Source organism: Azospirillum terrae, from assembly GCF_053470425.1.
The window spans coordinates 337,624-363,251 of the sequence record NZ_JBPXMR010000003.1; the positions used below are offsets into that span (position 1 = coordinate 337,624).

A 25,628-nucleotide genomic window follows, 5' to 3' on the forward strand; every position below is an offset into this window, starting at 1 on the left:
CGGTCCTCCGCCGACAGACGAAAGGCCGCACCCTCGGGTGCGGCCTTTTTCTTTGTGGGCAGCGCCACCAGGCACCAGCCGTACCTAATCTCGGGACTTCGCAGGATCCAGTTCACCGGCAAGGGCGGTGGCCTTGGTGAAGGCTGCGGTCTTGGCCTTGTGGAGTTCGCTTTCGACCGTCTCCAACCCGTGTTGGACATGCTCCGTCCGGCCTTCGCGGCAGGCGCATTCCAAGGCGCGGCAGGCTTCCCACAGGGCCGTGAAGCCGAAATACCCGGAGGTGCCGGAGAGGCGGTGAGCCACGGCTCTAAGCTCGTGGGGATCGGTTCGGTGACGCTCCAACTCTTCCACCCAGCCATCCGCCTGCTCGACGAACATTTCCAGCAACGGTATCAACAGTGCGGGCTTTATCGCCTCGGACAGCGCGAATTCCATTTCCTCGGCGAGGAATGGTGCCGTGTGGGCCGCGTTCTCCATGGCGGCGGGAGCATTGCCGGCTTCGATATGGTCCGCGATCGTGTCCAGCAACTCCTGCCAGACAATCGGCTTGCCGAGGCAGCCGTTCATCCCCGCGGCATGGCATGCCTCTATATCCTGCGGATCCGTGCTTGCCGTCAGGGCGATGATGGGAAGGGCGGAGACCGGTCCCGGCAAGCTGCGGATCGTCCTGGTCGCCTCGATGCCGTCGAGCACCGGCATCATCACGTCCATCAGGACGAGGTCGAAAGGACGCTCCTGGACCGCCGCGACCGCCTCGGCGCCATTCTCGGCCACGTCGACGTGGTGACCGGCCTTTTGCAACATCGCGCGGGCCACGATCTGGTTCAATTGGCTGTCTTCGACGAGCAGGATCGCGCCTTGGCGGGCGGCTCTCGGTGGCTGCGGCGCGGGTGGTGTCTCGTCGTCCGAAGGCTTGTCGCCAAGGGCGGCGTGGATCGTGAAGTGGAAAGCGCTGCCTTTGCCGACCACGCTTTCGACCCGGATCGCTCCGCCCATCAGATCGACCAGCGCTTTGCAGATTGCCAGCCCGAGTCCGGTGCCGCCGAATTGGCGTGTTGTCGAAGCGTCGACTTGGCTGAAGCGGTGAAACAGCCGATCCATGCGCTCCGCGGGAATGCCGGGGCCGGTGTCCCGGACGATGAACGAGAGGTCGAGCGATCCGTCGTCGCGCCTCCGATGCCCGACGGACACGCTGACGGCGCCGTGGGTGGTGAACTTCACCGCGTTGCCCAGCAGATTGACGAGGATCTGCCGCAATCGCAGCGGATCCCCCAGGATGAAGCGCGGCAGGTCCGGCTCGGGCATGAGCCTGATTTCAAGGCCCTTTTCTTTTGCCATGGGCCGAATGAGGGCGACGCATTCGCCGACAAGGTCCGGCAAGTCGAAGGAGATCGACTCGAGTTCGAGGCACCCGGCTTCAATCTTGGAGTAATCGAGGACGCCGTCGATCAGGCGAAGCAGCGTGTGAGCTGCTTGCTTCTGGTGCTCGACGTGACTTGCCTGCTCTTGAGTGAGGCCGGATTGCGCGAGAACCTGGGCAAAGCCGAGGATGCCATTGAGCGGGGTGCGCAGCTCATGACTCATCAACGCCAGGAACGCCGACTTTTCGCGGTTTTCCTGGTCGGCGCGGTCCCTCTCTCCCTTGAATTCCTCCATACGCCGCTCCGCGACTCGCGTTCCGCGCCGGGCCAGCGACATCGACAGGGCCCCGGCCGCGGCGATGGCGACGGCCGCGCCGCTGACCAGCAGCCACATGATGGCGCGGTACTCCGCCTCCACCACAGCGACCGGGGCGGCGATGGCGACGTGCCACGGCGTTTCCGGGATGGGCATGGAAAAGGCGTAGACCGGCCCTCCCTCTTTGACGGTTGCCTGAAAGACGCCCGAAGGGGTTGGGCCGAATTGGGCCCGGACGTCCGCGGTCGCCAACGTGCCGACGAACCGCTCGGCCGCGGTGTTGCGCGCGAGGATGATGCCGTTGCCGTCCACCACGGCGCCAACCCATTGCGCTGGAAGGCCATAGGCTTGCAGCAGGTCGGAGATCACCGTGGTGCTCAGGGCCGCCACGACCGTGTGGCGCATGGTGCCGTTGCGGATGACCGGGAAGCGCACGCCGACCGTGCGGTCGATGAAATTGCCGATGGCCGGCGATCGGGTCGTCCAAACGCGCCTGAGGGATTCGGGGTCCCGCAGAGGCGGCAACGCCTCGCCTTGGGGGAAGCGCAGGTTGACCAGTGGCCGCTCGCTGTCGGTGAGGACGACGGTGATCCAATCCGTCCTCAAGTCGAGAAGGCGCTGCGCTTCCGTTCTGAAGCTCTCGATGTCGCCCCGGTCGAGTGCGGTCGACTGTGCCAGACCGGCCAGGTGGGCCATCTCGTCCGTCAGCCTGTTTCCAACAGCATTGGAGATGCCCTGCGCCGCCCGCTCAAGGGTCGCGGCGACTGCCTCCCGTTGCTGCTCTCGTATCATGCCGAACAAGAGCAGCATATACGCCAGCAGCGGGACCAAGCCCAAAATGATGAGCCAGTGGAGGCGCCTGACTCGTTTCATGCAAGTCCGCGTAGGATCGGTGTTCAACAGCACCGTACATCGAAATCAAACCGTGTCACCATCGCAAAATTGCGCCTGAAGCAAAACTCCGTTTGAACGTCGGTTATGCTTCGTGGTAGCGGTTTTGTTGAATTGGAAAGTGAGTTGTTCTCCCGAAGGTGGATATTGGAGCCTTTGCGAGTCTTGTTCTTTCGCAAGTCCGGCAGATTGTTTGTAAATTATCGATTGCTGGGAAAGCAGAGCGCGAGAGGGCAGAGCCCTCCCGCATTCCCTTGCTTCTTACGCCGCCACCGTCTCCAGCGCCGGATAGTCGGTGTAACCTTTTTCGGTCCCGCCGTAGAAGGTCGCGGCGTCGCCCTCGGCCAGCGGGGCGCCGCGCTTCAGGCGGACCGCAAGGTCGGGGTTGGCGATGAACGGCACGCCGATGCTCACCAGATCGGCCTCGCCCTTCGCCAGCGCGGCGTCGGCGGCGGCGCGGGTGTAGCCGCCGTTGATCATGAACGTGCCCTGGAAGGCGCGCTTCAGGTCGCCGGCCACTGGCTTGGCGCCTTCCGGCAGGGCCATCGGGCCGGCGATGCCCTCGATCACGTGCAGATAGCCCAGGCCGAAGTGGCTGAGCGCCTTGGCGACATAGCCGAACAGCGCCGCCGGGTTGCTGTCGCTCATGTCGTTGAAGGTGCCGTTCGGCGACAGGCGCACGCCGACGCGCTCGGCGCCGATGGCGTTGACCACCGCCTCGGTCACTTCCAACAGGAAGCGGGCGCGGTTCTCGACCGAGCCGCCGTACTCGTCGGTGCGCTTGTTGGTGCCGTCGCGCAGGAACTGGTCGATCAGGTAGCCGTTGGCCGCGTGGATCTCCACGCCGTCGAAGCCGGCGTCGAACACCGCGCGCTTGGCGGCCTCGGCGAAGTCGCGGACCAGACCGGGGATTTCGGCGGCGTCCAGCGCCCGCGGCACCGGGAACGGCTTCATGCCCTCGCCGGTGTACAGCTCACCCTTCGCAGCAATGGCGGAGGGGGCGATGGGCAGCGCGCCGTTGGGCTGGAACATCGGGTGCGAAATGCGGCCGACGTGCCAGAGCTGCACAAAGATCCGCCCGCCCTTGGCGTGCACCGCCTCGGTCACGGTGCGCCAGCCGGCCGCCTGGGAGTTGGTGTGGATGCCGGGCGTGCTCGGGTAGCCCTGCGCGGTGTCGGACACCTGCGTCGCCTCGGCGATGATCAGGCCGGCCGAGGCGCGCTGCGAGTAGTACTCGGCCATCAGCGCCGTCGGCACGTTGCCGGCACCGGCGCGGCTGCGCGTCATCGGCGCCATGACAAGGCGATTCGGCAGTTCCAGAGAACCGACGCGGACGGGCGTGAAGAGATCGATCTGGCTCATGGTTGGCTCGCGTCCTATGGTATGTATGTGGATACATACATGATCCCAAAGGAGCGTCTTGTCAAGTATGCGCGTGCATACCTATTATAAGAATGTCGGGTCACGGTGGCCCGGCGAGGAAGGGCACCATGTTGGACGAGGACACCCCCTGCGCGCAGGGTGGCGAGGGCTGCACAAGCCCGCGCAAGCGCGACCGCGAAGCCACGGCCAAGGCGTTGCTCGACGCCGGCAAGCAGGTGTTCGCCGAGCGCGGCTTCGACGCCGCGACGACGCGGGAGATCGCGGCGCGGGCCGGCGTCAACGAGCAGCTGATCCAGCGCTATTTCCAAGGCAAGGCCGGCCTGCTGCTGGCGGTGGTCGAGCGCTATGGGCGCGAGGAGGCGCAGGGCTGCACGCTGCCGCCGACGGGGAACTGCGTCGAGACGGAGATCCACAGCTTCCTGATCGGTCAGGCCGAGCACAGCTGGAAGTGCCGCGACTTCACCAAGGTGGTGATGGGCCGCGCGCTGGTTGATCCGGCCATCGCCGCCGAGATGGGCCGCACCCTGTCGGAGAGCCGCATCCCCTGCATGCTCTCGCGGCTGGAGGCGTTGCGCGACAAGGGGCTGATCGACGGGCAAGCCGACCTGCCCAACATCGCCGCCGGCATCGCGACGCTGAGCTTCGGGCTGGGCTTCCTGGATCAGGTGGTGTTCGCCGAGGACTCCGACCGGGTGCGCGCCGTGGCCCGCAGCCTCGCCGTCAGCATCGCCCACGGGCTGGTGCCGAGGGTCGGGAGGGGATAGGTCGCCATTTTCACACGGATTCCACGGACTTTGGCACGGATTTCACGGATTTTTCTTTGTCCGTGCGCAGCGATGGGCTGGCGGGTGAGCCGACGCGCTGCAAGCATATAAAAATCCGTGTAATCCGTGTTCAAATCCCCAAAATCCGTGAAGACCCTGTTGCCCGCAAGGATCCAGTCTCAATCCGCCGCCGCGGCCCGCACGGCGGCCCGGTGAGTGGCGAAGGCGTCTTGCGAGTACAGCAGCAGCGCCACCCAGATGCAGCCGAAGGCGACGGCGTGCGCCGGGGTGAAGAGTTCACCATAGACCAGCACGCCGAGGATGAGCTGCCCGGTCGGCCCGATGTACTGCAACAGCCCGAGGGTGGACAGCTTGAGCCGCCCGGCGCCCACCATGAAAAGCACCAGCGGCACCGCCGTGACCGGCCCGGCCAGCACGAGCAGGACGCCCGTCCCCAGCCCGTGCGTGAGGAATGCGCCGTCCGCCCCCAACCACAGCAGGTAGCCGAGCGCCGGCGGCACCAGCAGCCCGGTTTCCACCAGCAGGCCGATCATCGGATCGATGGCGGCCTTCTTGCGCACCAGCGCGTAGACTCCGAAGGTCGCCGCCAGCGCCAGCGCGATCCACGGCACCACGCCGTACCACAGCACGAGGCTGAGCACGCCCGCGGCGGCGACGGCGACCGCCATCACCTGCTGGCGCGACAGACGCTCGTGCAGGAAGACGACGCCCAGCAGCACGTTGACCAGCGGGTTGATGTAGTAGCCGAGGCTGGATTGCAGCATCTGGCCGCTGATCGTGGCATAGATGAAGATGACCCAGTTGACCGAGATCAGCGCCGTGGTCACCGTCAGAATGCCCAGCCTCCGCCACGTGCCAACCGCGCGCACCACCGCCATTGGGCCTCTGGCCACCAGCACGTAGACGCCCACCAGCAGCACCGTCCACACCACCCGGTGCGCGACGATCTCCACCGCGCCGATGCCGGTCAGCATCTTGAAATAGACCGGCGCCACCAGCCCCCACAGGAGGAAGGCGCCGCTCGCCGCCAGAAAGCCGGTGAACGCCGGGTTGTGCCGGTCAGGGGAAATCGTCATGCCCCCGGTTTAGCATGGCTGCGAACCGTTCGCGAGCCGGCGCCGGGCATGACGGGACTGCGCCGCGGGCATGACTCTCCGTGCGGCCAACGATCCGGGCAGGCCGTTTAGCGTCCGCTACTCCCGGCGCTGCCCCCGGCGCTGCCCCCGACGCTGCCAGCGTTGGAACCGGCGGCCCTTGGCGCGCCCGGCGGGCGACTGCCGGCGGTGTTGGTGTTCAGCGATCCGCTGCCGGAACTCCCGCTGCTGCCCTGCGAGGGGGCGGCCGAACCGCCGGCTCCACCGCCGAACCCCGCCTCGCGGGCGGCGGTGCGGGCTTCGCGCAGGTTGCGCAAGCAGCCCTCGGCGTCGCCGCGGTCGGCGGCGGCGCGCGCCTCGTCGGTGTGGCGGCGCAACCGCTGCCGATCCTCGTCGGTCAGCGTCTTGCCGGCGCGCGCCCCCGGCGCGGTGTCGGGTTCCGCGTTGCGGTTGGCGCGCTCGGGGCCGGTGATGGTCGCCTCGAAGCGCTCGGCCTCGTGGCGGCAGGCGTCGGTCTGCTGATTCTTTTGCGGGGATTGCGCCATGGACGGCGCGGCGCCCAGCAGCAGCGCCGCCGCCAGCAGGAGCGCCGGCCGGCTCATGACCGGCGCTCCGGGTCTTCGCGGTCGAGCCGCTGCCGCGCCACGTCGGCGGCCGAGGCCGGCTGGAACGACGGCGACGCGGTGCCGGAATGCGGCGGGGGAGGCGGCACGGCCTCGGCGTTGCTGACGCGCAGCGCCTCCGCGGCGTCGCCCAAGTTGCGGTCAGCGTCGGTGGTGGAGGGGGTGGTGATGGGCTTGGGCATAGGGGCCGGCGGATCGCCGGTCCAGCCCGAGGCGCGCCACTCGGCGGAGCGCTCGGCGAGGTCCACCGGCCTGCGGTGCTCGAGCGTGGTGACGGCACGCGCCGTCGCGTCATCGTCCTGCGGCGAGATCACCAGCAGCGCGCCGCCGCGGCGCAACCCCTCGGCGTAGGCGATCGCCTCGTCGTGCGGCACGCCCCAGCCCAAGAGCTGCGGCATCACCTCGCCGTATCCCTCGCCGCCGCCATAACCGGAGTGGCGGATTAGCTCGACCTCCAAATCGGTGAATCCGGTGGCCCTGATGTCCTGCGCGGCGGCGTCGGCCTCCGCCGGGGTGTCGTAAAGCGCCACGATGGTCTTGGCCATGGTTGCCTCCTTTACCGCAGCCAGACGAGCAGGAGGGCCGCCACCACCACCAGCGCCACGATCCAGAGGACCGTTCTGGACTGCGAGCGGACCGTGCCGGCGCCCTCGTAGACGCCCATCTTGCGCGGGCCATGATCGTCGGTGGCCATGCTGCACTCCTTCGATGTTCGTCCTTTGGCAGAGGCAACAGGAGGAACGTGAGCCCGGTTCCGGCCGGTGTCCCGAATCGGCTAGGGCGAAAGAGCGCTTGCGCTGATCGCACGGGGGAGTCACGTGTTTCCGGTGGGGCAGTCCGTCCCGTTCGGGTGGTGGCGGCCATGAACGTGCTGATCGTCGAGGACGAGGCGCTGATCGCGCTGAGTTGGGCGCAGGTGGTGGAGAGCCTCGGTCACACGGTGCTGGGCATCTGCGCCAGCCTGCCGGACGCCCGCGAACTGACGCGGCATGCCGCCCCCGACGTGGCGCTGATCGATCTGCGCCTGGGCTACGGCCGTTGCGGCGCCAAGGTGGACGCGTACCTGCACGAGGCGTTCGGCACGACCGCGCTGTACGTCACCGCCAACCGCGACTTCGCCTATCGCTATGGCACCCACGCCATCGGCGTGGCCGAGAAGCCGCTGTCGCCGGATTCGCTGTTCGCCGTGGTGCGCTTCCTGACCGCCTGGCACGAAGGCCGGCGCCTGCCCGTGCCGGCGGGGGTGACGCTGTTCGAGGATGCGGGTCCCGTGGTGGGGAAGGCCGAGCGGGTGGAGGTGTAAGGGGGGCTTGAAACGACAAGGGCCCCGCCGTGGCGGAGCCCTTGCTTCAAACCGATGCCGGACGGGGCCGTCAGGCGGCAGCGCCGGTGGCGACGCCTTTGTCGGCGAAGAGCTGGGTCAGCTCGCCGTTCTCGTACATCTCGCGCACGATGTCGCAGCCGCCGACCAGCTCGCCCTTGACGTAGAGCTGCGGGAAGGTCGGCCAGTTCGAGAACTCCTTCAGGCCCTGGCGCAGGCCGGGGTCCGACAGAATGTCGACGCCCTTGAACTTCACGCCCACGTGGGTCAGCACCTGGACGACGGCAGAGGAAAAGCCGCACTGCGGGAACACCGGAGTGCCCTTCATGTACAGCACGACATCGTTGCCGGTGATGTCCTGCTTGATGCGTTCGACGACGTTCGGATCGACCATTTCTCGTACCCTTCGTGTGTAAGCCTCAGGCCCCTTCCGGGACCTCCGTGGTGAGGGCCAGCGCGTGCAACTCGCCGCCCATCTTGCCTTGCAGCGCTGCGTAGACCATCTGGTGCTGCTGCACGCGGGATTTGCCCTTGAAGGCGGCGGATACGACGTGCGCGGCGTAATGGTCGCCGTCGCCACGCAGATCGGCGATCTGCACCGTCGAATCCGGGATGCCTTCCCTGATCAGGCGCTCGATGCTCGGGGCGTCCATCGCCATGGTGTGCCTGTCTCCTGCCATGCCATATAGGCGGAGCCGCTATGGCCCCGCCTATGATCAACGAATAAGTAGTTCTCCGAACGCCTTTTGTCATCCTTAGAGGTTCTAGGGATTTAGCCGTCCAGCTTCTGCCAGGGCTCCTCGCGGGCCGAGACGACCGCCGGCGTCAGCGGAAGCTTCCCTGGCAGGCGGGCGGCCGGCACGTACGGCGAACCGGCGTCGTGCTCCATGCGCTCGCGGACCGCCTCGTGAATCGACTGGCCGTCGAGGATCGTGCGCGGCACGGCCTCCCAATTCACTTTGGCGAGCAGCCCTCCGACCACGCTGAATTTTCCCATGAACTCCTTGTAGGAGTCGCGGATCTCGCCGAAGGCGGCGGCGCTGTCCACCCGGGCGATGGCGGATGCGTCGAAGGAGAGCCCGGCGGCTTTGGCCTGCTGGATCATCCAGGACAGCGTGATGTCGGACAGCTTGGCGTCGGCGTACCCGCCGCCGACGTTGGAGTGGACGCCGGGGAACCAGACCTCGCGGACGAACTTGGTCTGGCCGGTCTTCGGGCCCCAGAAGGTCGGGCCGAACGCTTCGCGCCGCTCGTCGAGCGCCAGGGCGTGCGCGACCCGTTCGACGTTGCCGGGGCTGGTCTCGTGGAAGTTGTTGAAGCCCTTGCCGAAGGCCAGCGCGCCCACCGTGTCCCACACCCCGACGAAGGTGACAGCTGCCGGGACGTGCCCCTCGGGAAGCGGGCCGGGGGTGCGTGTGCGGTACGGTTCGTAAAGCTTGGCGATGGCGGCGTCGTCGAGCATGGAGCGCTCCGCCGGCAGCCCGACCCGGTTCAGGAAGCCGGCAAGGCTGCGCGCCGCGAAGGCGCCGCGGCTGAAGCCGAAGATGTGGATCTCGTCACCGCTGTCCCAGCGCTCGGCAAGGAAGCGGTAGGCGTCGCGGATGCGCTCCGACGTGCCGGTTCCCGTGCTGCCCTCGAAGCACTTGTCCAGAACGGTGCCCGCGCTGCCGACGCCGTCGAAATAGGCCGCCTCGCCGGGCTCGTTCTTCAGGTCGCAGATGCGGCCGTAGCACACCTTGTTGTCGAGAGCGCGGCCGGACAGCGCGTTCCACATGCGCTCGACGTTCGTCGGGCAGGCGGCTTCCTCCTGGGTGATCGGATCCTTGTCCACCGCACCGGGGCTGTTCCAGGTTCCATCAATGCAGACGACGTACTTGAAGCTCGTCATGGGGTGTCCTCAACGCTGGAGTGTCGATCCAGGGTTGACGCTAGACACGCAATCTCAACGAGTCATCCGAAAGTGCGCACAAATAAGAAGAGGGCGCCCGAAGGCGCCCTCTCCCGTGTTTGGCGAATGCCGCTCGACGCCGGCTTCACTCCACTCCGGCCGTCATGTAGGCCGGAAGCCAAGCCTCGTTCGCCTTGCGCAGGCGCTCGACGGCGATGGTCTCGGCGCCGCGCCCGGTCAACGCGGTGCCGCGCGTCGTGCCCAGAACGGTCACCGGCACGCCGGCCGCCGTGGCGCGGGCCTGCACCTGGTCCGCCGTGTCCGGGCGCACCGCCAGCACGTAGCGGGCCTGATCCTCGCCGAACAGAACCTTCGGGTGCGCGCCGTCCAGGCCGGTGATGTGGGCGCCGATGCCGCCGGCCATCGCCATCTCGGCGACCGCGACCAGCAAACCGCCGTCCGACACGTCGTGGCTCGACGTCACCAGCCCGTCGCGGATGATCCCGCGCACGAAGTCGCCGTTGCGGCGCTCCGCCTTCAAATCCACCGGCGGCGGCGGGCCTTCCTCGCGGCCGAGGATCTCGCGCAGGAACAGCGACTGGCCGATGTGGCCCTTGGTGTCGCCGATGACGAGGATCACGTCGCCCTCGTTCTTGAAGGCGATGCTCACCGCCTGCATGGCGTCGGGCATGATGCCCACGGCGCCGATGGCCGGGGTGGGCAGGATGGCCTCGCCGTTGGTCTCGTTGTAGAGCGACACGTTGCCCGACACGACCGGGAAGTCCAGCGTGCGGCAGGCCTCGCCCATGCCCTGGATGGCGCCGACGATCTGGCCCATGATCCGCGGCTTCTCGGGGTTGCCGAAGTTCAGGTTGTCGGTGACCGCCAGCGGCAGGGCGCCGACCGCGGACAGGTTGCGGTACGCCTCGGCCACCGCCTGGGCACCGCCGCGCACCGGGTCGGCGAGGCAGTAGCGCGGCGTGCAGTCGGTGGTGATCGCCACCGCCTTCTTCTGGCCCGGCAGGCGCACCACCGCGGCGTCGGCCTGACCGGACATGAAGCGGGTGTCGCCGCCCACGAGGCTGTCGTACTGCTCGAACAGCCAGCGCTTGGACGCCTGATCGGGGCAGGAGACCAGCTTGACCAGCGTCTCTTCCAGCGACAGCGTCCAGCCATCCCACACGCTGTCGTCGAGTTCCGGCTGCGGCGGGGTCGGCTCCCACGGGCGCTCGTAGACCGGGGCGCGGTTGGAGATGGGGGCGATGGGCATGTCGGCCCAGGTCTGGCCGTGCATCTTCAGCACCAGCCGGCCGGTGTCGGTCAGCGTGCCGATGACGGCGAAGTCCAGTTCCCACTTCTCGAAGATCTTGCGGGCGACATCCTCGCGGCCGGGCTTGAGGATGAACAGCATGCGCTCCTGGCTTTCGGAGAGCATGATCTCGTACGGGCTCATGCCCGTCTCGCGCATCGGCACGTGGTCGAGCACCATTTCGATGCCCAGCCCGCCCTTGCCGGCCATCTCGACGGCCGAGGAGGTCAGGCCGGCGGCGCCCATGTCCTGGATGGCGACGATGGCGTCGGTCTCCATCAGCTCCAGGCAGGCCTCGATCAGCAGCTTCTCGGTGAACGGGTCGCCGACCTGGACGGTGGGGCGCTTCTCCTCCGAATCCTCGGAGAACTCGGCGGACGCCATGGTGGCGCCGTGGATGCCGTCGCGGCCGGTCTTGGAGCCGACATAGACCACCGAATTGCCGACGCCCGCAGCGGCCGAATAGAAGATGCGGTCGGCCTTGGCCACGCCCACGGTCATGGCGTTGACCAGGATGTTGCCGTTGTAGGAGGCGTGGAAATTGGTCTCGCCGCCTACCGTGGGCACGCCGACGCAGTTGCCGTAACCGCCGATGCCCGACACCACGCCCGACACCAGATGCCGGGTCTTGGGATGGTCGGGGGAACCGAAGCGCAGCGCGTTCATGTTGGCGATGGGCCGGGCGCCCATGGTGAACACGTCGCGCAGAATGCCGCCCACGCCGGTCGCAGCGCCCTGGTAGGGCTCGATGAACGACGGGTGGTTGTGGCTTTCCATCTTGAAGATGACGGCGTCGCCGTCGCCGACGTCGACCACGCCGGCGTTCTCGCCGGGGCCGCAGATGACTTGCGGGCCGGTGGTCGGCAGCGTCGTCAGCCACACCTTGGAGGATTTGTACGAGCAGTGCTCCGACCACATGACCGAGAAGATGCCCAACTCGGTGAGCGTCGGGGCGCGGCCCATGATTTCCAGGACGCGCTGGAATTCTTCGGACGTGAGGCCGTGCTCGGCGGCGATTTCGGGGGTGACGGCGGCTTCGGTCAAGGCGGGTCTCACCGGTTCGTCCCGGCGCACGGCTGGCCCGTGCCCGAGGGGTGGGTTCACCAGGGGTTTATAAGCCCCGCCCGCGCGAAAGCAAGCCGATCCGTCTGCTCCTCAACGCTCCGCCACCGTGGTCGAGAGATTGCCGGGCAGGTTGAGCGCCCCGGCGAAGCGCGAGCCGGCGATGCGCGCGTTGTCGAACACCGCGCCCGTCAGGTCTGCGTTCTCGAACACCGCGCCGGCCAACTGGGCGTCGAGCAGCACGCCGCCGGTCAGGTCGGCGCTCGAAAAGTCGGCGGCGACCGCGTTGGCGCCGGTCAGCACCGCGCCGCGCAGGTCCGCCCCCTTCAGCGACGCGCCGGCGATCACGCTGTGCAGCAGCAGCGCCCGCGCCATGCGCGCGCCGTCGAGCCCGGCGCGGTCCAGCCGGGCGTCGCGGATGTAGGCCCCGGCGAAGTCGGCGGCGGGGGCCTGCGCGCCGATCAGCCGCACGCCCTGCAAATTGGCCCCAGCCAGCGAGGCGCCGGACAGGTCGGCGCCGTCGAGGACGGTGTTGAACAGGTCCGCGTCGGAAAGATCGGCGCCGACGAGGCTGCACCCCGTCAGGTTCGCCCAGCGCAGATCGGCGCCGCGCAGATCGGCGCCGTCCAACTGGCAGCCGCTCAAATCGACGCTGCTCAACCCGGCTTGCGCCAAGTCAGCGCCGCTCAGGTCGGTGCCCGTCAGTTGCTGCCCGGCGAAGGCGCAATGCACGAGTCGGGTGTGCGGCTGGGGAGCGGCGCAGTCGCCGCGGGGCAGGCGTTCCGCCGCGTCGGCCGGGGTGCCGGCCAGCAGCACGGCGAGGGCCGTTGCGAGAATGGTGGCAGCCGTCAGGAGAAATCCGCGCATGCTTGGCCTCCCCATTTTCTGGGGCTTTTAGCCCCAGATCTTGGGAGACTAGCCTAATGCAAACGATTCGCACAGCGTTAGTTTCAAAATGCCGGCATTACCAAAGAACTGTTTTCGCGATCAGGCTTACGCCAGCGCGTCAACCAGGCCATCGAACATAGGCCGTCCGTCGGTGTTGCCGTGCAGCGCCTCGATGGCGTCCTCGGGGTGCGGCATCAGGCCGAGCACGGTCTTTTTCTCGTTGAAGATGCCGGCGATGCCCGCGGCCGAGCCGTTCGGGTTGCCCAGCGCGTCGTCGCCGCCGTTGGCATCGACGTAGCGGAAGGCGACTTGGCCGCGGTCCTCGATGCGCTTGACGGTGTCGGCGTCGGCCCAGAAATTGCCGTCGCCGTGCGCCACCGGATAGCGCACGATCTCGCCCTTGCGGTACTTGGCGGTGAACGGGCTGTCGGTGTTCTCGACGCGCAGGTGCACCAGCTTGCACACGAACTTCAGGCCGGCGTTGCGGCGGAGCGCGCCGGGCAGCAGGCCCGCTTCGGTGATGATCTGGAAGCCGTTGCAGATGCCCAGCACCCGCACGCCCTGATCGGCGCGTGCCTTCACCTCGCGCATGATCGGCGAGTGCGCCGCCATGGCGCCGGAGCGCAGGTAGTCGCCATAGGAGAAGCCGCCGGGGACGACGATCAGGTCGACCTTGGGCAGTTCGGTGTCGCGGTGCCAAACCTCGTACGGCTTGACCCCGGAGGCGGCCTCCAGAGCGACGACGGCGTCGCGCTCGCGGTTGGAGCCGGGGAAAACGATGACGGCAGCCTTCATGGGGCGCGGTTCCGCTCAGGCGTGGGTGGCGATGCAGGCGGGACACTAGAGGCATAGGGCGAACGAAGCAAGGGGCAGGGCACAGGGAATGCTACCGGCTTCCCTCCAGCCAATCCGCCAGACAGCGCCGGCCCGCCGCGGCGGTGTCGTGGCCGAAGCGGGCCGCCCCCTCGCGCAGTTCGGTGACCGACAGCCCGGCCACGGCGATTTCCAGAGCGTGCCCGATCAGCCAGCGCTCGAAGCCGACCGGCGATGCCTCGGGATGGAACTGGAAGGCCAGCGCGTGACGGCCCACCGCGAAGGCCTGGTTCCGGCAGATGTCGGTCGAGGCCAGCAGGGTTGCGCCCGCGGGCAGGTCGAAGGTATCGCCGTGCCAGTGCAGCACCGGCACGCCGTCCAGATGCTTCAGCGGCCCGGCCGCGCCGTCGGCGGTGAGAGTCACCGGCTTCCAGCCGATCTCCTTGGCGGGGCCGGGGTAGACGCGGGCTCCCAGCGCGCGGGCCATCATCTGCGCGCCCAGGCAGACACCGAGCGTCGGCTTCCCGGCCGCAAGGCGGCGTTCGAGGATCGCCACCTCGTCGGCCACGAAGGGGTAGCGATCCTCCTCGTAGGCGCCGATGGGGCCGCCCAGCACGGCCAGCAGGTCGGGCGCCAGAGGGTCGACGGCCTTCAGGTCGTCGACACCCGCCTCAAGGTAGGTGATCCGGAATCCTTGCTCCTCGATAGGGGCGGCGAAGGCGCCCAGATCCTCGAAATGGACGTGGCGGATGACGAGCGCGCTGCGCGGCATGGAAACCTCACGGCTTGGACTTGGCCGCCCGATTGTGCCGCGCCTGCTGCTGGAGCGCCACGTAATGATGCCAGACCAGCCGTGCGGCGAGGCTGCGGTGCGGGCGCCAGGGCTCGGCGACGGCGATCAGGTCGGCGCGGGTCGGGCGCTCGGGCCAGCCCTTCAGACGCTGCACGCCGAGCATGATGGCGAGGTCGTCCACCGGCCACACGTCCGGGCGGTTCAGCGCGGTCATCAGGTAGATTTCGGCGCTCCAGCGGCCGATGCCCTTGAGCGCGACCAGCGCCTCGATGGCGGCCTCGTCCTCCATGGCGTGCACGGCGTCGAGGTCGAGCCGGCCAGAGGCGACGGATTCCGCGAGGATGCGGCCGTACTCGATCTTGCGGCCGCTGAATCCGCAGGATTTCAGCGTCGCCTCGTCCTGCATCAGGTAGGTGTCGGGGGTGATCGCCGGCACCCGCTCCTCCAGCTTACGCCACAGCGCGAGCGCCACCTGGGTGGAGAGCTGCTGTTCGATGATGATGCGCAGCAGGCCGGCAAAGCCCGCCGGGCGGGTGAAGTCGCGCAGCACCGGCCCGCCGACGCGCACGCATTCGGCGAAAATGGGGTCGATGGAGGCGAGGTGTTCGAGGGTCATGGGAGGCCCACAAACCCTCTCCCCTCTGGGGAGAGGGTGACGCCGAAGGCGTCGGGTGAGGGGGTTTTCGGGGGACCCGGAACATCCGCAGTGCCGGACCCCCTCACCCCAACCCTCTCCCCAGAGGGGAGAGGGAGTAAAAACGTTACGCCAGCTCGATGGCGTAGTCTTCGATGACGGTGTTGGCCAGCAGCTTGGCGCACATGGCTTCCACCTCCTTGCGGGCGGCGTCCTTGTCGGTGCTCTTCAGCTCCAGCTCGATGACCTTGCCGGCGCGGACGTTGTCGACGCCGTCGAAGCCCAGCGTGTGCAGCGCGTGCTCGATGGCCTTGCCCTGCGGATCGAGGACGCCGCGCTTCAGGGTGACGTGAACCTTGGCCTTCATGGGTGTTGTCTCGCTCTTGGGTTTGTTTGCCGTTACTGAATGGTCTTGGGGCCTTTGACGTCGCCGGGGCCGCCCTCGGGCAGGATGCCGAGCCGGCGGGCCACCTCCTGATACGCCTCCTCGACCTTGCCGAGGTCCTGGCGGAAGCGGTCTTTGTCCAGCTTCTCGTTGGTCTTGATGTCCCACAGCCGGCAATTGTCCGGGCTGATCTCGTCGGCCAGCACGATGCGCATGTCCTCGTCCTCCCACAGCCGGCCGAACTCCAGCTTGAAGTCCACCAGCCGCAGGCCGATGCCGAGGAACAGGCCCGAGAGGTAATCGTTCACCCTCAGCGCCAGCGCCACCATGTCGTCCAGGTCCTGCGGGGCGGCCCAGCCGAAGGCGGTGATGTGCTCCTCGGTGACCATCGGCTTCCCGAGTTCCTCGGACTTGTAATAGTACTCGATGATCGAGCGCGGCAGCGGCGTCCCCTCGGGGATGCCGAAGCGCTTGGACAGCGACCCGGCGGCGACGTTGCGCACCACCAACTCGATGGGAACGATCTCGACCTCGCGGATCAGCTGTTCGCGCATGTTCAGGCGGCGCACGAAGTGCGTCGGCACGCCGATCTCCGACAACCGGCTCATCAGGTATTCGGAGATGCGGTTGTTCAGCACCCCCTTGCCGGTGATGACACCCTGCTTCTTGTTGTTGAAGGCGCTTGCGTCGTCCTTGAAGTACTGGACGAGAGTCCCCGGCTCAGGGCCTTCGAACAGGACTTTCGCCTTGCCTTCATAGATGCGCCGGCGTCTGCTCATGGGTGGTCGTCCGAACTGCGGTAGGACCGGCTTAACCGTAGCCGCTCCAGGGAAGTACGCCAGTGATATAGCAAGCCGGCGTACGGAACACAATGCGAGGGGGTGGGCGAGGGGGATGACCAGCTTCAGCCCAATTCCAGCGGTTTCCACGCGGTTTCGTGCGGCGAGCCGGGCGCGAAGTGCCAGATTGGGTCCAAGTCCGGCCGCTCCACCGCCGGCAGCGCGATCAGTGCGCTCGACGAGGTGCCGAAGCCGTTCGGCAGCCGGAAGTTCATGGCGCCGCGCGCACTCGCGCCATCCCAGATGCGGCTGGCCAGCAACTCCGGCCAGCCGCCCCACATCGTGTCCTGGGATGCGGTGTCCGGGTCCGGCGCCGCCGCGTGCCGGAACAGCGGCAGATAGAGTGCGGTGCGCGGGTCCTGCGTGTCGTCCAGGTCGAAGGCGGTCAGCATGTGCAGGCCCTCGGGGATCGGCTGCGCCTCCGGGCGGTGGCGGGGGGAATCGCCGCGGTGCATCAGCACGTAGGCGTCGCGGTTGTCGGCGATCAGCAGGTTGAACGGCCGGTAGGCGCGGGTGTCGAGCTGGCCCAGCGCCAGCGCCGCTTCCGCCGCGTCGGCGTGGTCCAGCGCCTCCAGCACCAACTCGCCGCGCGAGCGCTTGCCCTGCTCGGGGCCGAGCGTGCCGGGGCGGTTCAGGATGGCGGCCACCAAGCCCTCGTCGTTGAGGCCGAGCCACGAGCCGCCGCCCAGTTCGTCCAGGCCCGCCACCACGTTGGGGCGGTCGGGCCAGTGGCGCGCCGGGGGCAGCCAGGGGCGGTCCGCCATCTCGTCGCGGTTGGCGCCCAGAATCAGCGGCCAAGCCGCGTCCGGTCGCCGCAGGATGATCACGCTGCACATGGGTCCTTGCCTTCCAGCCCTCTCCCGGTAATCTCGCCGTTGGGCCCCCGGTGACGTGGGGCGGTGAGCCGGCTATATAAAGACCGGAACGGGAAGCGCAGACAAGCCAAGGAGTCCTGGTCCCCATGACCACGTTCGACGATCGCGAGAGGGCCTTCGAGAATAAGTTCCAGCACGATCAGGACCTGATGTTCCGGATCAGGGCGCGGCGCGACATGCTGGCCGGCCTGTGGGCGGCCGACCTGATGGGGCTGTCGGGCGCCGAGGCCGAGGCCTATGCCAAGCAGACCGTGGAGACCGATTTCGGCACCGCCGGCCCGCACGAGCTGCGCACCCGCCTGCTGGGCGACCTGAAAGGCAAGGGGATCGACATCTCCGAGCACCGCATCGAGAAGGAGCTGCAACATCTGCTCCAGGTCGCGCACGATCAGGTGGTCAGCGAGTAGGGGCGTTTTGTATAGCCCTCCCCCCTCGCGGGGGAGGGGCTCTTTCTTTGCCGTCTACCCCACGGCCCCCGGCAGTTGCCCGTTGTTCAGCAGCAGTTCGCGGAAGCGCGCCGCCGGCACCGCGGGGCTGAACAGGAATCCCTGGTACTCGTCGCAGCCGTGGCTGCGCAGGAACGCCAGCTGGTCCTCGGTCTCGACACCCTCCGCCACCACCTTCTTGCCCAGCGCGTGGCCGATGGAGACCACCGCCGCGGCGATCGCCTCGCCCTCGGCGTGGTTGGAGATGTCGCGCACGAAGCTTTGGTCCACCTTCAGGATGTCCAGCGGGAAGTGCCTGAGGTGGCTCAAGCTGGAATACCCTGTCCCGAAATCGTCGATGGCCAGTCGCAGCCCGATGTCCTTCAGCGCCTGCATGGTGCCGATGGCCTGCTCGGGGTTCTGCATGACCATGGACTCGGTCAGCTCCAGCTCCAGGATGAAGTTGGACAGGCCGGCGTCCTGCAACAGATCCTCGATGTGGTGGTAGAGGTCGGCCTGACGGAACTGCCGCGCCGACAGGTTCACCGACAGGCGCGCGTTCTGCCAGCCCTCGGCGATCCAGCCGCGGCTGTCGCTGCACGCCGTCTCCAGAACCCAGCGGCCGACGCTGAGGATCAGCCCGCTCTCTTCCGCCACCGGGATGAAGCGGGCCGGTGAGACGGCGCCCAGGCGCGGGTTGTTCCAGCGCAGCAGCGCCTCCGCCCCGACGATGGCGCCGGTGCGCACGTCCAGCTGCGGCTGGTAGTACACCGCCAGTTCGTTGCGGGCGATGGCGCCGTGCAACTCGCGTTCGATCACCATGCGCTCGCTGACGCGCTCGTTGATCTCGCGGGTGAAGAACTGGAAGCCGGCGCGGCCCATCTCCTTGGCGCGGTACATGGCGGCGTCGGCGTTCTTCAGCAGCGTCGCCACGTCGTCGCCGTCGCGCGGGTACAGCGCCGCCCCCATGGAGCAGGTGACGAACAGCTCCGACCCGTCGATGGTGAACGGCCGGCCCAGCGCGTCCATGATGCGGCGGATGACGTGGGTGACGTCGCTCTCTTCCGGGGCGTCCTGGATGATGGCGACGAATTCGTCGCCGCCCAGGCGGGCCACCGTGTCCACCTCGCGCATGCAGTGCACGAGGCGCTTGGCGACCGCCTGCACCAGATGGTCGCCGACGTCGTGCCCCAGCGTGTCGTTGATGGACTTGAAGTTGTCGAGATCGACGAACAGCACCGCCGGCTTCTGCGTGTAGCGCTGGGCGCAGGCCAGCGTGTGCTCCAGCCGGTCCATCAGCAAATTGCGGTTGGCCAGCCCGGTCAGCGCGTCGTGGTTGGCCTGGTGTTCGAGCTGTTCCTCATAGCGTTTGCGCTCGGTGATGTCGGTCATCACGCTGACGTAGTGCGAGATGTCGCCCGCACCGTCGCGCACCGGGGAGACGTACAGCTCGTTGTAGAACAGCGTGCCGTCCTTGCGGTAGTTGCGCAGCACCGCGCTGCCGGGGCGGTGCTGGCGCAGCGCCGACTTGACCGCCTCCAGTTCCATCTGCGCACGGTCCTGGCCCAGCAGGAAGCGCGGGTTGCGCCCGATGGTCTCGCTCATCGGATAGCCGGTCATCCGCTCGAACGCCGGGTTGGCGTAGACCACGGGATGGTCGGTGGCGTGGAGGTCGGTGATGATGATGCCGTTGTTGGTCGATTCCACCGCGCGGTGGTAGAGGCGCATGGCCTCCTCGGCGCGCTTGCGCTCGGTGATGTCCTGCATGGTCTCGATGGCGCCGATGACGCGGCCTTCGGAATCGTGCAGGGGCGCTGCCGTGAAGGCCAGCCAGCGGCCGCCGCCGGGGCAGTTCGGGAAGAAATCCTCGGCCTCGTACGCCCCGTCGACGAAGGCGGAGCGCCGGCATTTGACGGGGTAGTGGCGGATGATCTCCTCTTCGGTGGCGCCGTCGACGATGAGGTCGGCCATCACCGGCCGCTCCTCGCTGTAGAACGCCTGCCATTGCAGCCGCGTGCCGGTCAGCGAGGCCGCCGAGGCGCCGATGATCGCTTCGCACGCCTTGTTCCAGTGGGTGACGCGGTGTTCGGCGTCGATGACGAAGGTGGGGACCGGGCTGCCCTCGACGATCTCGCCCAGGCGCTGCTGCGCCATGCGCTCGCGGCGGGTTTCCTCGGCGTGCTTGCGCTCGGTGATGTCCTGCAACGTTTCGATGGCGCCCAGCACGCGGCCGTCCTTGGCGCGCAGCGGTGCCGCGGTGAAGGTCAGCCAGCGGCCGCCGCCGGGGAAGTGCGGGAACCAGGAATCCGCCTCGTAGGCGCCCTCGACCAGCGGCGAAGCGCGCCAGCGCCCGGCGTACAGCTGCGCCACCATCTCCTCGGTGATGCCGTCGACGATCAGGTCGGCCATGGTCGGCCGCGGTTCGGGGTAGAAGGCGCGCCACTGCTCGGACGTGCCGACGATGTCGGCGGCGGCGACGCCGATGATCGCCTCGCACGCCTTGTTCCAGTGAGTGACGCGGTGCTGCGCGTCGATCACGAAGGTCGGGACCGGCGTCCCTTGCAGGATGTTCAGCAACTCCAGATTCGAGTCGGCCATCGCCGAGGCGGAGTCCATGCTCGCGCCAACCGAGCGGTCCTGAAGGCCAAAAAGCCCGTGGATCAAAGCGTTCCTCCCGCGAAGTGCGGTTATATTTTTTATAGCCCACCAACCGGGGATGGTACGCGAGGGGATGAAAAGTTTGCAATATTTTTGACTGTTTTTGTCACGAATGAAACGTCGCGCCGACAAAGAGCCGGCGAAGGGCCGATGCCCGCTTGCGTGCAAAACCTTTTCACGCGCGTCCCAGGCGGCTAAGGTCCGGCGCTCGCCTTGTCTGGAGACCCGCACGATGATTCCGCGCTACACCCGCCCCGAAATGGCCCGCATCTGGGACCCGGAAAACAAGTTCCGCATCTGGTTCGAGATCGAGGCGCACGCCTGCGATGCGCAGGCCAAGCTGGGCGTCATCCCGGCCGACGCCGCCAAGGCGGTGTGGGAGCGCGGCAAGTGGGAGGTCGAGCGCATCGACGCCATCGAGCGTGAGACCCGGCACGACGTCATCGCCTTCCTCACCAACCTCGCCGAGTACGTCGGCCCCGAGGCGCGCTTCGTGCACCAGGGCATGACCTCGTCGGACGTGCTGGACACCTGCCTCGCCGTGCAGCTGAAGCAGGCCGCCGACCTGCTGATCGAGGATCTCGACGGGCTGCTGGCCGCGCTGAAGCGCCGCGCCATCGAGCACAAGGACACCGTCACCATCGGCCGCAGCCACGGCATCCACGCCGAGCCGACGACCTTCGGCCTGAAGCTGGCCGGCCACTACGCCGCCTTCCAGCGCTCCCGCGAGCGGCTGGTGGCGGCGCGCGCCGACATCGCCACCTGCGCCATCTCCGGCGCGGTCGGCACCTTCGCCAACATCGACCCGTTCGTCGAGCAGTACGTCGCCGAGCAGCTCGGCCTGACGGTGGAGCCGGTCTCCACCCAGGTCATCCCGCGCGACCGGCACGCCATGTTCTTCTCGGTGCTGGGCGTCATCGCCTCGTCGCTGGAGAACCTCGCCGTGGAGGTCCGCCACCTCCAGCGCACCGAGGTGCGCGAGGCGGAGGAGTTCTTCCATCCCGGCCAGAAGGGCTCGTCGGCGATGCCGCACAAGCGCAATCCGGTGCTGTCGGAGAACATCACCGGTCTGGCGCGCATCGTCCGCTCGGCCGTGGTGCCGGCGCAGGAGAACGTGGCGCTGTGGCACGAGCGCGACATCTCGCACTCCTCGGTCGAGCGCATGATCGGCCCGGACGCCACCGTCACGCTGGACTTCGCGCTGGTGCGCGCCACCGGCATGATGGAAAAGCTGGTCGTCTATCCCGAGCGCATGAAGAAGAACCTGGAGGACCTCGGCGGTCTGGTGTTCTCGCAGCGCGTGCTGCTGGCGCTGACCCAGGCCGGCATGAGCCGCGAGGACGCCTATCTCGCCGTCCAGCGCAACGCCATGAAGGTGTGGGCCGAGGGCGGCAACCTGCTGGACAATCTGCTGGCCGACGCCGAAGTGACCAAGCACATCGCCCGCGAAGATTTGGCGCCGATGTTCAACATGGCCTACCACACCAAGCACGTGGACACGGTCTTCAAGCGCGTCTTCGGCGCCTGATGACGTGATGCAGTCGAAAGGCGATGCGGACCCGTTCCGCATCGCCTTTTTTCTTGCCTACCAGCGCACCACGAAGGGCAGCGCGCGTTGCAGAATCCGCACGTGCGCCGCGGCTTCCGGCTGGGCCAGTCCGTGATCGAACACGGCCGCCAGATTGACGTGAAGCCCCACCGCCACCAGCACGCCGACCCCCGCCGAAACCGCCCAGCGCCAGCCCCGCGGCAGCGTCACGACGACGCTCAGGCCCAGGGCCGCGCCGACGACGAGAAACGGGAACAGGTCGTGCAGGTAGCGGTGCGTCAGCGTGCTGAACAGCAGGACCGGCACGCCACCGGCCAGGGCTCCGGCGGACAGGACGAAGGACCGGCGCCAGCGCCGGGCGAGTCCGCCGGTCGGCACGGCCCAGCCAACAGCCGCCAGAACAAGCAACGCCGGGTACGTGTAATAGACGGCAAAGAACGGCTCGACGTTCTCCAGGCTGGTTCCCGCGCACGCTTCCAGCCCGGCCGGCAAGGGGCCGGGCGGTTCCCACGCGTAGGCCGGGACCACCCAGGGGTAGGACGGGTAGGTGTCGATGCTGCGCGGCGACAGGTAGGAGGACAGGGTGCAGCCGAGATTGCCCAACCGGAACGCGCCGCCCTGCACCAGCGCCAGTCGCTGCGGGTCGCTGGTGTAGGTGACGTGCTTGTCGAACGGCGGTGAGACCTGTCCGAACTTCAGCTGGTTGACCAGAATCGGCGTCGCGGCGATGGTGGCCAGCAGCGCCAACCCCAGAACGGAGCGGCGCCGGGGGAGACCCATCGCCAGGACAAGGCCTATGGCGAGCGCGGCGCCGAGACCGAGGGTCAACCGGCTGTTGAGCGACAGCAACGCTGCCCCCAGCGCCGCGGCCAGCAGCCACGCGGAGCCGGTTTCCGCATAGGCGGCGATGGCCCACAGGGCAAGCAGCAGGAACGCCGTCCCCCACAGGATGGCCTCGTGGTAGGCGATGGGGTTGCCGACGATGAACACCAGCGACGAGCCCAGGCACGCGGCCACGGCGAAGGCCGCCGCGACGCCGTGCCGGCCGCCGCTCCCGCGCATCGCCAGAAGCAGGCAGCCGAGATAGGTCGCCAGCGCCCCGCCGACCATGGACAGGCGGTTCCACTGCCCGGCGCACGACGGGCAGACGGCGTTCAGCGGCGCCCGCAGCAGCGACGGCGTCAGCCCGAAATAGCCGGTGCAGCGCCCGTCGATGACCACGGCTTCGCTCAGCAGGCTGTCGCACGGAACGTCCAGCGCGCCGCGCAGCGCCGCCGCGGCCTGCTCGTCGTAGAAGCGCCCGGTGACCAGTCCGGGAATGTCGGCCGTCCGCGACAGCAGGCCGTAATCCCAGGTCCCCGCCAGCCACAACGACAGCAGCAGCACCGGCAGGCATCCCAGCCATGGCAGCAGGGCGCGGTTCACGGCGCGGCGCGGGCGACGAGGACGAGGTTCTTGCCGAACGGCAAGCTGGCCCAGGACTCGATGCGGCGCGACAGCGGCACCAGCACCCGGTCGAACAGCCGGGTCAATCCGCCGCTTGCCGGCTGGCGCCGCAGCAGCGTGTACAGCACCCCCCAGGCGACCGCGCCGATCAGATCGAAATAGCTGCACCGCACGATTTGGAACCGCGCGCGCGTGGCCTTGTCGAGCAGATCGCGGCTCCAATAGCGCCGGTGGTGGCCGAGCCAGCGGTCGACGGGGCTGTAGAGCAGCGGCAGGGCCGGAACGAAGACCAGCAGATGCCCGCCGGGGCGCAGCACGCGCCGGCATTCCGCCAGAACGGCCTCGTCGTCGTCGATGTGTTCGAGGACGTTGAACATGACGACGCAGTCCTGCGAGGCGTCCGCCGCTTCGGCCATATGCCGTTCCAGCGTCTGATGATGGACCACCGCGCCGGTCTCGGCCAGGGTGGTGGTCAGCAGGGCGACGCAGCGGGCCGAAGGCTCGACCGCCGCCAGACGGTCGACGTGCGGCAGGAGGTGGCGCGACATCGTCCCGGTTCCGGCGCCCAATTCGAGACACTGGCCCTTGAGAAATTCCTGAAAATGGGAAAGGACCCAGGCCTGATAGCGCGGCATGTCGGCGACGCTTTCCAGGTCTTCGACCGGATAGTCGCCAATCTCAGCCGGCAGCGCGCGAGAATGCATGGCATCCCTCCTCAATCCGAGGGACACCGCTGCAAGCGACGCGCCACAGCCACCCTACAGCAGGTGCAGCGCCTTGAAGCTGGCGTGCTTGCCCTTGCCGACGATGATGTGGTCGTGCACCGTCACGCCGATGGCGTCGGCCGCGCGGACGATCTCCTTGGTCATGTCGATGTCGGCCCGGCTCGGGCTGGGGTCGCCCGAGGGGTGGTTGTGGACCAGGATGATGGCGGTCGCCCCCAGCTCCAGCGCGCGCTTCGCCACCTCGCGCGGGTAGACCGGCGTGTGGTCCACGGTGCCGCGCTGCTGCACCTCGTCGGCGATCAGCGTGTTCTTGATGTCGAGGAACAGCAGGCGGAACTGCTCGGTCGTCTCGTGCGCCATCGCCGCCTGGACATAGTCCAGCAGCGCCTGCCACGACCCCAGCACCGGCCGCTTCATCACCTCCTGCCGCATGCCGCGCAACGCCGCCGCCCCCACGGCGCGCACCGCGGCGACCGCCGCGTCGCTGGCCAGGCCGGCCTTGTCCACCTTGATGCCGCGCAGCTTCTCCGGCGGCGCGTTGACGACGTTCCACAACCCGCCGAAGCGGTCGATCAGCGCCTTGGCGAGCGGCTTGACGTCCACCCGCGGGATGGCGCCGAACAGGATCATCTCCAGCAGTTCATAATCCTGCAACGCGTCCGTCCCACCGGCCAGAAAGCGCCCGCGCAGCCGGTCGCGGTGCCCGTGATAGTGCGGGTCCTCGCGGGTGGAGACCATCGGCTCCTCCGGGGAGACGCTGGGCAGGGCGGGTTCGGCGAAGCTCGGCAAGGGCTTGCGCGTGCGGGGGGCGGTCATGGATGTCCTACATACGTGTGCGGGCCGACTATACCGCTTCCGCGCGAAATTACACACTCTGCCGCACGTCAGCGGCGGCTGCTGCGGCCATACACACAGGCGGAGCAATCGACTATGCTGCGCCGTCCCCACCGCGGCCCGCCCGGAGTCCCATGAACCCCATCCGCAGTTTCATCGTCGCCGGCATCCTGGTGTGGGCCGTCGTCGCCACCGTTCTGCTGGCGGAAAAGCGCGAGCGTTCCCCCGCCGCCGACCCGGCGCGGGTGCGCGACGCGGAGTCGGTGGACGTTCCGGCCGCCCGCCCCAACAGCAACTTCTTCCGCCCGGCAGTGGAAGCGGCGGGCAAGGAGGCGCGCGGCGGCACCGTATACGTTCCGGTCTACTCGACGCTCTATCTCGGCCACGGCGTGGCGCAGCCCAATCTGGCGGTGACGCTCAGCGTGCGCAACACCGCGCCGGCCATGGCGCTGACGGTGCGGCGGATCACCTACTTCGACACCGCCGGCACGGTGGTGCAGACCTTCATCGACCGGCCGCACACGCTGGCGCCCATGGGCACGGCCGAGTTCTACATCGACCTGACCGACGGTCGCGGCGGTCCGGGCGCCAACTTCGTCGTCGAGTGGAGCGCCGCCGAGGCCGCCAGCGACCCGCTGATCGAGGCGGTGATGGTCGGGGGTGTCGGGACGCGGGGGATTTCGCTTATAAGCCGGGGCCAGACCATCGGCGGCGTCCAGCCCTGAGCCTCC

At 68.1% G+C, this 25,628-nt stretch carries 26 protein-coding genes; 5 read left to right on the forward strand and 21 right to left on the reverse strand.

Going from position 1 to position 25,628, the window contains the following annotated elements; all coding sequences use genetic code 11:
* Window positions 1–84 precede the first annotated feature (84 nt).
* Window positions 85–2,487: a hybrid sensor histidine kinase/response regulator gene (locus ACSVDD_RS11480; RefSeq protein ID WP_448189483.1), complete on the reverse strand. Its 2,403-nt coding sequence runs from the start codon at window positions 2,485–2,487 to the stop codon at window positions 85–87.
* 342 nt (window positions 2,488–2,829) lie between these two features.
* Window positions 2,830–3,930 (reverse strand): alkene reductase, encoded by a 1,101-nt coding sequence (locus tag ACSVDD_RS11485; RefSeq protein WP_448189484.1) that lies wholly within the window; start codon window positions 3,928–3,930, stop codon window positions 2,830–2,832.
* Between the two features lie 128 nt (window positions 3,931–4,058).
* Here ACSVDD_RS11485 and ACSVDD_RS11490 point away from each other — a divergent pair, with 128 nt between their 5' ends.
* Window positions 4,059–4,715 (forward strand): TetR/AcrR family transcriptional regulator, encoded by a 657-nt coding sequence (locus tag ACSVDD_RS11490; RefSeq protein ID WP_448189485.1) that lies wholly within the window; start codon window positions 4,059–4,061, stop codon window positions 4,713–4,715.
* Window positions 4,716–4,894: 179 nt separating this feature from the next.
* On the opposite strand, the gene rarD is transcribed toward ACSVDD_RS11490, so the two are convergent.
* The 4 genes from rarD to ACSVDD_RS11510 all read right to left on the reverse strand — a co-directional run bounded on the left by rarD (window position 4,895) and on the right by ACSVDD_RS11510 (window position 7,147).
* Window positions 4,895–5,812, reverse strand: a complete 918-nt coding sequence (gene rarD / locus ACSVDD_RS11495) for an EamA family transporter RarD (RefSeq protein ID WP_448189486.1) — start codon at window positions 5,810–5,812, stop codon at window positions 4,895–4,897.
* A 107-nt stretch (window positions 5,813–5,919) separates the two neighbouring features.
* The gene (locus ACSVDD_RS11500) at window positions 5,920–6,432 is read right to left on the reverse strand and encodes a hypothetical protein (RefSeq protein WP_448189487.1); all 513 of its coding nucleotides are present in this window, start codon (window positions 6,430–6,432) and stop codon (window positions 5,920–5,922) included.
* Window positions 6,429–6,998: a hypothetical protein gene (locus ACSVDD_RS11505; RefSeq protein WP_448189488.1), complete on the reverse strand. Its 570-nt coding sequence runs from the start codon at window positions 6,996–6,998 to the stop codon at window positions 6,429–6,431. Before ACSVDD_RS11505 ends, ACSVDD_RS11500 begins: the two co-directional genes overlap by 4 nt.
* 11 nt (window positions 6,999–7,009) lie before the next feature.
* Window positions 7,010–7,147, reverse strand: a complete 138-nt coding sequence (locus ACSVDD_RS11510; protein WP_448189489.1) for a hypothetical protein — start codon at window positions 7,145–7,147, stop codon at window positions 7,010–7,012.
* Between the two features lie 168 nt (window positions 7,148–7,315).
* Between ACSVDD_RS11510 and ACSVDD_RS11515 the strand changes: the two genes are divergently transcribed.
* Window positions 7,316–7,756 (forward strand): response regulator, encoded by a 441-nt coding sequence (locus ACSVDD_RS11515; RefSeq protein ID WP_448189490.1) that lies wholly within the window; start codon window positions 7,316–7,318, stop codon window positions 7,754–7,756.
* Between the two features lie 70 nt (window positions 7,757–7,826).
* On the opposite strand, the gene grxD is transcribed toward ACSVDD_RS11515, so the two are convergent.
* The 11 genes from grxD to ACSVDD_RS11570 form a co-directional block, all read right to left on the reverse strand.
* On the reverse strand, window positions 7,827–8,168 hold the full coding sequence (gene grxD / locus ACSVDD_RS11520) for a Grx4 family monothiol glutaredoxin (protein WP_448189491.1): 342 nt from the start codon (window positions 8,166–8,168) through the stop codon (window positions 7,827–7,829).
* Window positions 8,169–8,193: 25 nt separating this feature from the next.
* Window positions 8,194–8,433, reverse strand: coding sequence for a BolA family protein (locus tag ACSVDD_RS11525; RefSeq protein ID WP_448189492.1), 240 nt, complete (start codon window positions 8,431–8,433; stop codon window positions 8,194–8,196).
* Between the two features lie 113 nt (window positions 8,434–8,546).
* Complete coding sequence (locus tag ACSVDD_RS11530; RefSeq protein ID WP_448189493.1) at window positions 8,547–9,662, reverse strand: T6SS phospholipase effector Tle1-like catalytic domain-containing protein; 1,116 nt, start codon at window positions 9,660–9,662, stop codon at window positions 8,547–8,549.
* A 145-nt stretch (window positions 9,663–9,807) separates the two neighbouring features.
* A complete protein-coding gene (gene purL / locus ACSVDD_RS11535; protein ID WP_510167009.1) occupies window positions 9,808–12,015 on the reverse strand; it encodes a phosphoribosylformylglycinamidine synthase subunit PurL in 2,208 nt (735 codons plus the stop codon).
* Window positions 12,016–12,126: 111 nt separating this feature from the next.
* Window positions 12,127–12,900, reverse strand: coding sequence for a pentapeptide repeat-containing protein (locus tag ACSVDD_RS11540; protein WP_448189495.1), 774 nt, complete (start codon window positions 12,898–12,900; stop codon window positions 12,127–12,129).
* 126 nt (window positions 12,901–13,026) lie between these two features.
* On the reverse strand, window positions 13,027–13,716 hold the full coding sequence (purQ, locus tag ACSVDD_RS11545; RefSeq protein ID WP_448189496.1) for a phosphoribosylformylglycinamidine synthase subunit PurQ: 690 nt from the start codon (window positions 13,714–13,716) through the stop codon (window positions 13,027–13,029).
* A gap of 91 nt (window positions 13,717–13,807) precedes the next feature.
* Window positions 13,808–14,506: a glutamine amidotransferase gene (locus ACSVDD_RS11550; protein WP_448189497.1), complete on the reverse strand. Its 699-nt coding sequence runs from the start codon at window positions 14,504–14,506 to the stop codon at window positions 13,808–13,810.
* A 7-nt stretch (window positions 14,507–14,513) separates the two neighbouring features.
* A complete protein-coding gene (locus ACSVDD_RS11555; RefSeq protein ID WP_448189498.1) occupies window positions 14,514–15,143 on the reverse strand; it encodes a DNA-3-methyladenine glycosylase family protein in 630 nt (209 codons plus the stop codon).
* A gap of 145 nt (window positions 15,144–15,288) precedes the next feature.
* Window positions 15,289–15,528 carry a phosphoribosylformylglycinamidine synthase subunit PurS gene (purS, locus tag ACSVDD_RS11560; RefSeq protein WP_448189499.1) on the reverse strand — a complete coding sequence of 80 codons (240 nt, stop codon included), beginning with the start codon at window positions 15,526–15,528 and terminating at the stop codon, window positions 15,289–15,291.
* A gap of 32 nt (window positions 15,529–15,560) precedes the next feature.
* A complete protein-coding gene (gene purC, locus ACSVDD_RS11565) occupies window positions 15,561–16,325 on the reverse strand; it encodes a phosphoribosylaminoimidazolesuccinocarboxamide synthase (RefSeq protein ID WP_448189500.1) in 765 nt (254 codons plus the stop codon).
* A gap of 125 nt (window positions 16,326–16,450) precedes the next feature.
* Window positions 16,451–17,221, reverse strand: coding sequence for an NRDE family protein (locus ACSVDD_RS11570; RefSeq protein WP_448189501.1), 771 nt, complete (start codon window positions 17,219–17,221; stop codon window positions 16,451–16,453).
* Window positions 17,222–17,346: 125 nt separating this feature from the next.
* On the opposite strand from ACSVDD_RS11570, the gene ACSVDD_RS11575 reads away from it, so the two are divergent.
* On the forward strand, window positions 17,347–17,667 hold the full coding sequence (locus ACSVDD_RS11575) for a DUF1476 domain-containing protein (protein WP_448189502.1): 321 nt from the start codon (window positions 17,347–17,349) through the stop codon (window positions 17,665–17,667).
* 54 nt (window positions 17,668–17,721) lie between these two features.
* On the opposite strand, the gene ACSVDD_RS11580 is transcribed toward ACSVDD_RS11575, so the two are convergent.
* Window positions 17,722–20,301, reverse strand: coding sequence for a sensor domain-containing protein (locus ACSVDD_RS11580; RefSeq protein ID WP_448189503.1), 2,580 nt, complete (start codon window positions 20,299–20,301; stop codon window positions 17,722–17,724).
* A gap of 274 nt (window positions 20,302–20,575) precedes the next feature.
* Here ACSVDD_RS11580 and purB point away from each other — a divergent pair, with 274 nt between their 5' ends.
* Complete coding sequence (purB, locus tag ACSVDD_RS11585) at window positions 20,576–21,871, forward strand: adenylosuccinate lyase (RefSeq protein ID WP_448189504.1); 1,296 nt, start codon at window positions 20,576–20,578, stop codon at window positions 21,869–21,871.
* A gap of 57 nt (window positions 21,872–21,928) precedes the next feature.
* On the opposite strand, the gene ACSVDD_RS11590 is transcribed toward purB, so the two are convergent.
* From ACSVDD_RS11590 to radC, 3 genes are read right to left on the reverse strand one after another with little or no spacing between them, the layout of a single operon-like run.
* Window positions 21,929–23,317, reverse strand: a complete 1,389-nt coding sequence (locus tag ACSVDD_RS11590; protein WP_448189505.1) for a hypothetical protein — start codon at window positions 23,315–23,317, stop codon at window positions 21,929–21,931.
* On the reverse strand, window positions 23,314–24,042 hold the full coding sequence (locus ACSVDD_RS11595) for a class I SAM-dependent methyltransferase (protein WP_448189506.1): 729 nt from the start codon (window positions 24,040–24,042) through the stop codon (window positions 23,314–23,316). Before ACSVDD_RS11595 ends, ACSVDD_RS11590 begins: the two co-directional genes overlap by 4 nt.
* A 54-nt stretch (window positions 24,043–24,096) precedes the next feature.
* Window positions 24,097–24,801, reverse strand: a complete 705-nt coding sequence (radC, locus tag ACSVDD_RS11600) for a RadC family protein (RefSeq protein ID WP_448189651.1) — start codon at window positions 24,799–24,801, stop codon at window positions 24,097–24,099.
* 230 nt (window positions 24,802–25,031) lie between these two features.
* Here radC and ACSVDD_RS11605 point away from each other — a divergent pair, with 230 nt between their 5' ends.
* Window positions 25,032–25,622: a DUF3124 domain-containing protein gene (locus ACSVDD_RS11605; protein ID WP_448189507.1), complete on the forward strand. Its 591-nt coding sequence runs from the start codon at window positions 25,032–25,034 to the stop codon at window positions 25,620–25,622.
* The last annotated feature ends 6 nt before the right edge of the window (window positions 25,623–25,628 follow it).

Coding starts and splice junctions, on each gene's coding strand:
- ACSVDD_RS11550 (WP_448189497.1), bottom strand. CDS start 14,506: ATGCCGCGCAGCGCGCTCGTCATCCGCCACGTCCATTTCGAGGATCTG.
- purC (WP_448189500.1), bottom strand. CDS start 16,325: ATGAGCAGACGCCGGCGCATCTATGAAGGCAAGGCGAAAGTCCTGTTC.
- ACSVDD_RS11580 (WP_448189503.1), bottom strand. CDS start 20,301: ATGGACTCCGCCTCGGCGATGGCCGACTCGAATCTGGAGTTGCTGAAC.
- grxD (WP_448189491.1), bottom strand. CDS start 8,168: ATGGTCGATCCGAACGTCGTCGAACGCATCAAGCAGGACATCACCGGC.
- rarD (WP_448189486.1), bottom strand. CDS start 5,812: ATGACGATTTCCCCTGACCGGCACAACCCGGCGTTCACCGGCTTTCTG.
- ACSVDD_RS11490 (WP_448189485.1), top strand. CDS start 4,059: ATGTTGGACGAGGACACCCCCTGCGCGCAGGGTGGCGAGGGCTGCACA.
- ACSVDD_RS11510 (WP_448189489.1), bottom strand. CDS start 7,147: ATGGCCACCGACGATCATGGCCCGCGCAAGATGGGCGTCTACGAGGGC.
- ACSVDD_RS11555 (WP_448189498.1), bottom strand. CDS start 15,143: ATGACCCTCGAACACCTCGCCTCCATCGACCCCATTTTCGCCGAATGC.
- ACSVDD_RS11485 (WP_448189484.1), bottom strand. CDS start 3,930: ATGAGCCAGATCGATCTCTTCACGCCCGTCCGCGTCGGTTCTCTGGAA.
- ACSVDD_RS11575 (WP_448189502.1), top strand. CDS start 17,347: ATGACCACGTTCGACGATCGCGAGAGGGCCTTCGAGAATAAGTTCCAG.
- purS (WP_448189499.1), bottom strand. CDS start 15,528: ATGAAGGCCAAGGTTCACGTCACCCTGAAGCGCGGCGTCCTCGATCCG.
- purQ (WP_448189496.1), bottom strand. CDS start 13,716: ATGAAGGCTGCCGTCATCGTTTTCCCCGGCTCCAACCGCGAGCGCGAC.
- ACSVDD_RS11595 (WP_448189506.1), bottom strand. CDS start 24,042: ATGCATTCTCGCGCGCTGCCGGCTGAGATTGGCGACTATCCGGTCGAA.
- ACSVDD_RS11515 (WP_448189490.1), top strand. CDS start 7,316: ATGAACGTGCTGATCGTCGAGGACGAGGCGCTGATCGCGCTGAGTTGG.
- ACSVDD_RS11530 (WP_448189493.1), bottom strand. CDS start 9,662: ATGACGAGCTTCAAGTACGTCGTCTGCATTGATGGAACCTGGAACAGC.
- ACSVDD_RS11480 (WP_448189483.1), bottom strand. CDS start 2,487: ATGCTGCTCTTGTTCGGCATGATACGAGAGCAGCAACGGGAGGCAGTC.
- ACSVDD_RS11570 (WP_448189501.1), bottom strand. CDS start 17,221: ATGTGCAGCGTGATCATCCTGCGGCGACCGGACGCGGCTTGGCCGCTG.
- ACSVDD_RS11605 (WP_448189507.1), top strand. CDS start 25,032: ATGAACCCCATCCGCAGTTTCATCGTCGCCGGCATCCTGGTGTGGGCC.
- radC (WP_448189651.1), bottom strand. CDS start 24,801: ATGGTCTCCACCCGCGAGGACCCGCACTATCACGGGCACCGCGACCGG.
- ACSVDD_RS11505 (WP_448189488.1), bottom strand. CDS start 6,998: ATGGCCAAGACCATCGTGGCGCTTTACGACACCCCGGCGGAGGCCGAC.
- ACSVDD_RS11540 (WP_448189495.1), bottom strand. CDS start 12,900: ATGCGCGGATTTCTCCTGACGGCTGCCACCATTCTCGCAACGGCCCTC.
- ACSVDD_RS11500 (WP_448189487.1), bottom strand. CDS start 6,432: ATGAGCCGGCCGGCGCTCCTGCTGGCGGCGGCGCTGCTGCTGGGCGCC.
- purB (WP_448189504.1), top strand. CDS start 20,576: ATGATTCCGCGCTACACCCGCCCCGAAATGGCCCGCATCTGGGACCCG.
- ACSVDD_RS11525 (WP_448189492.1), bottom strand. CDS start 8,433: ATGGCGATGGACGCCCCGAGCATCGAGCGCCTGATCAGGGAAGGCATC.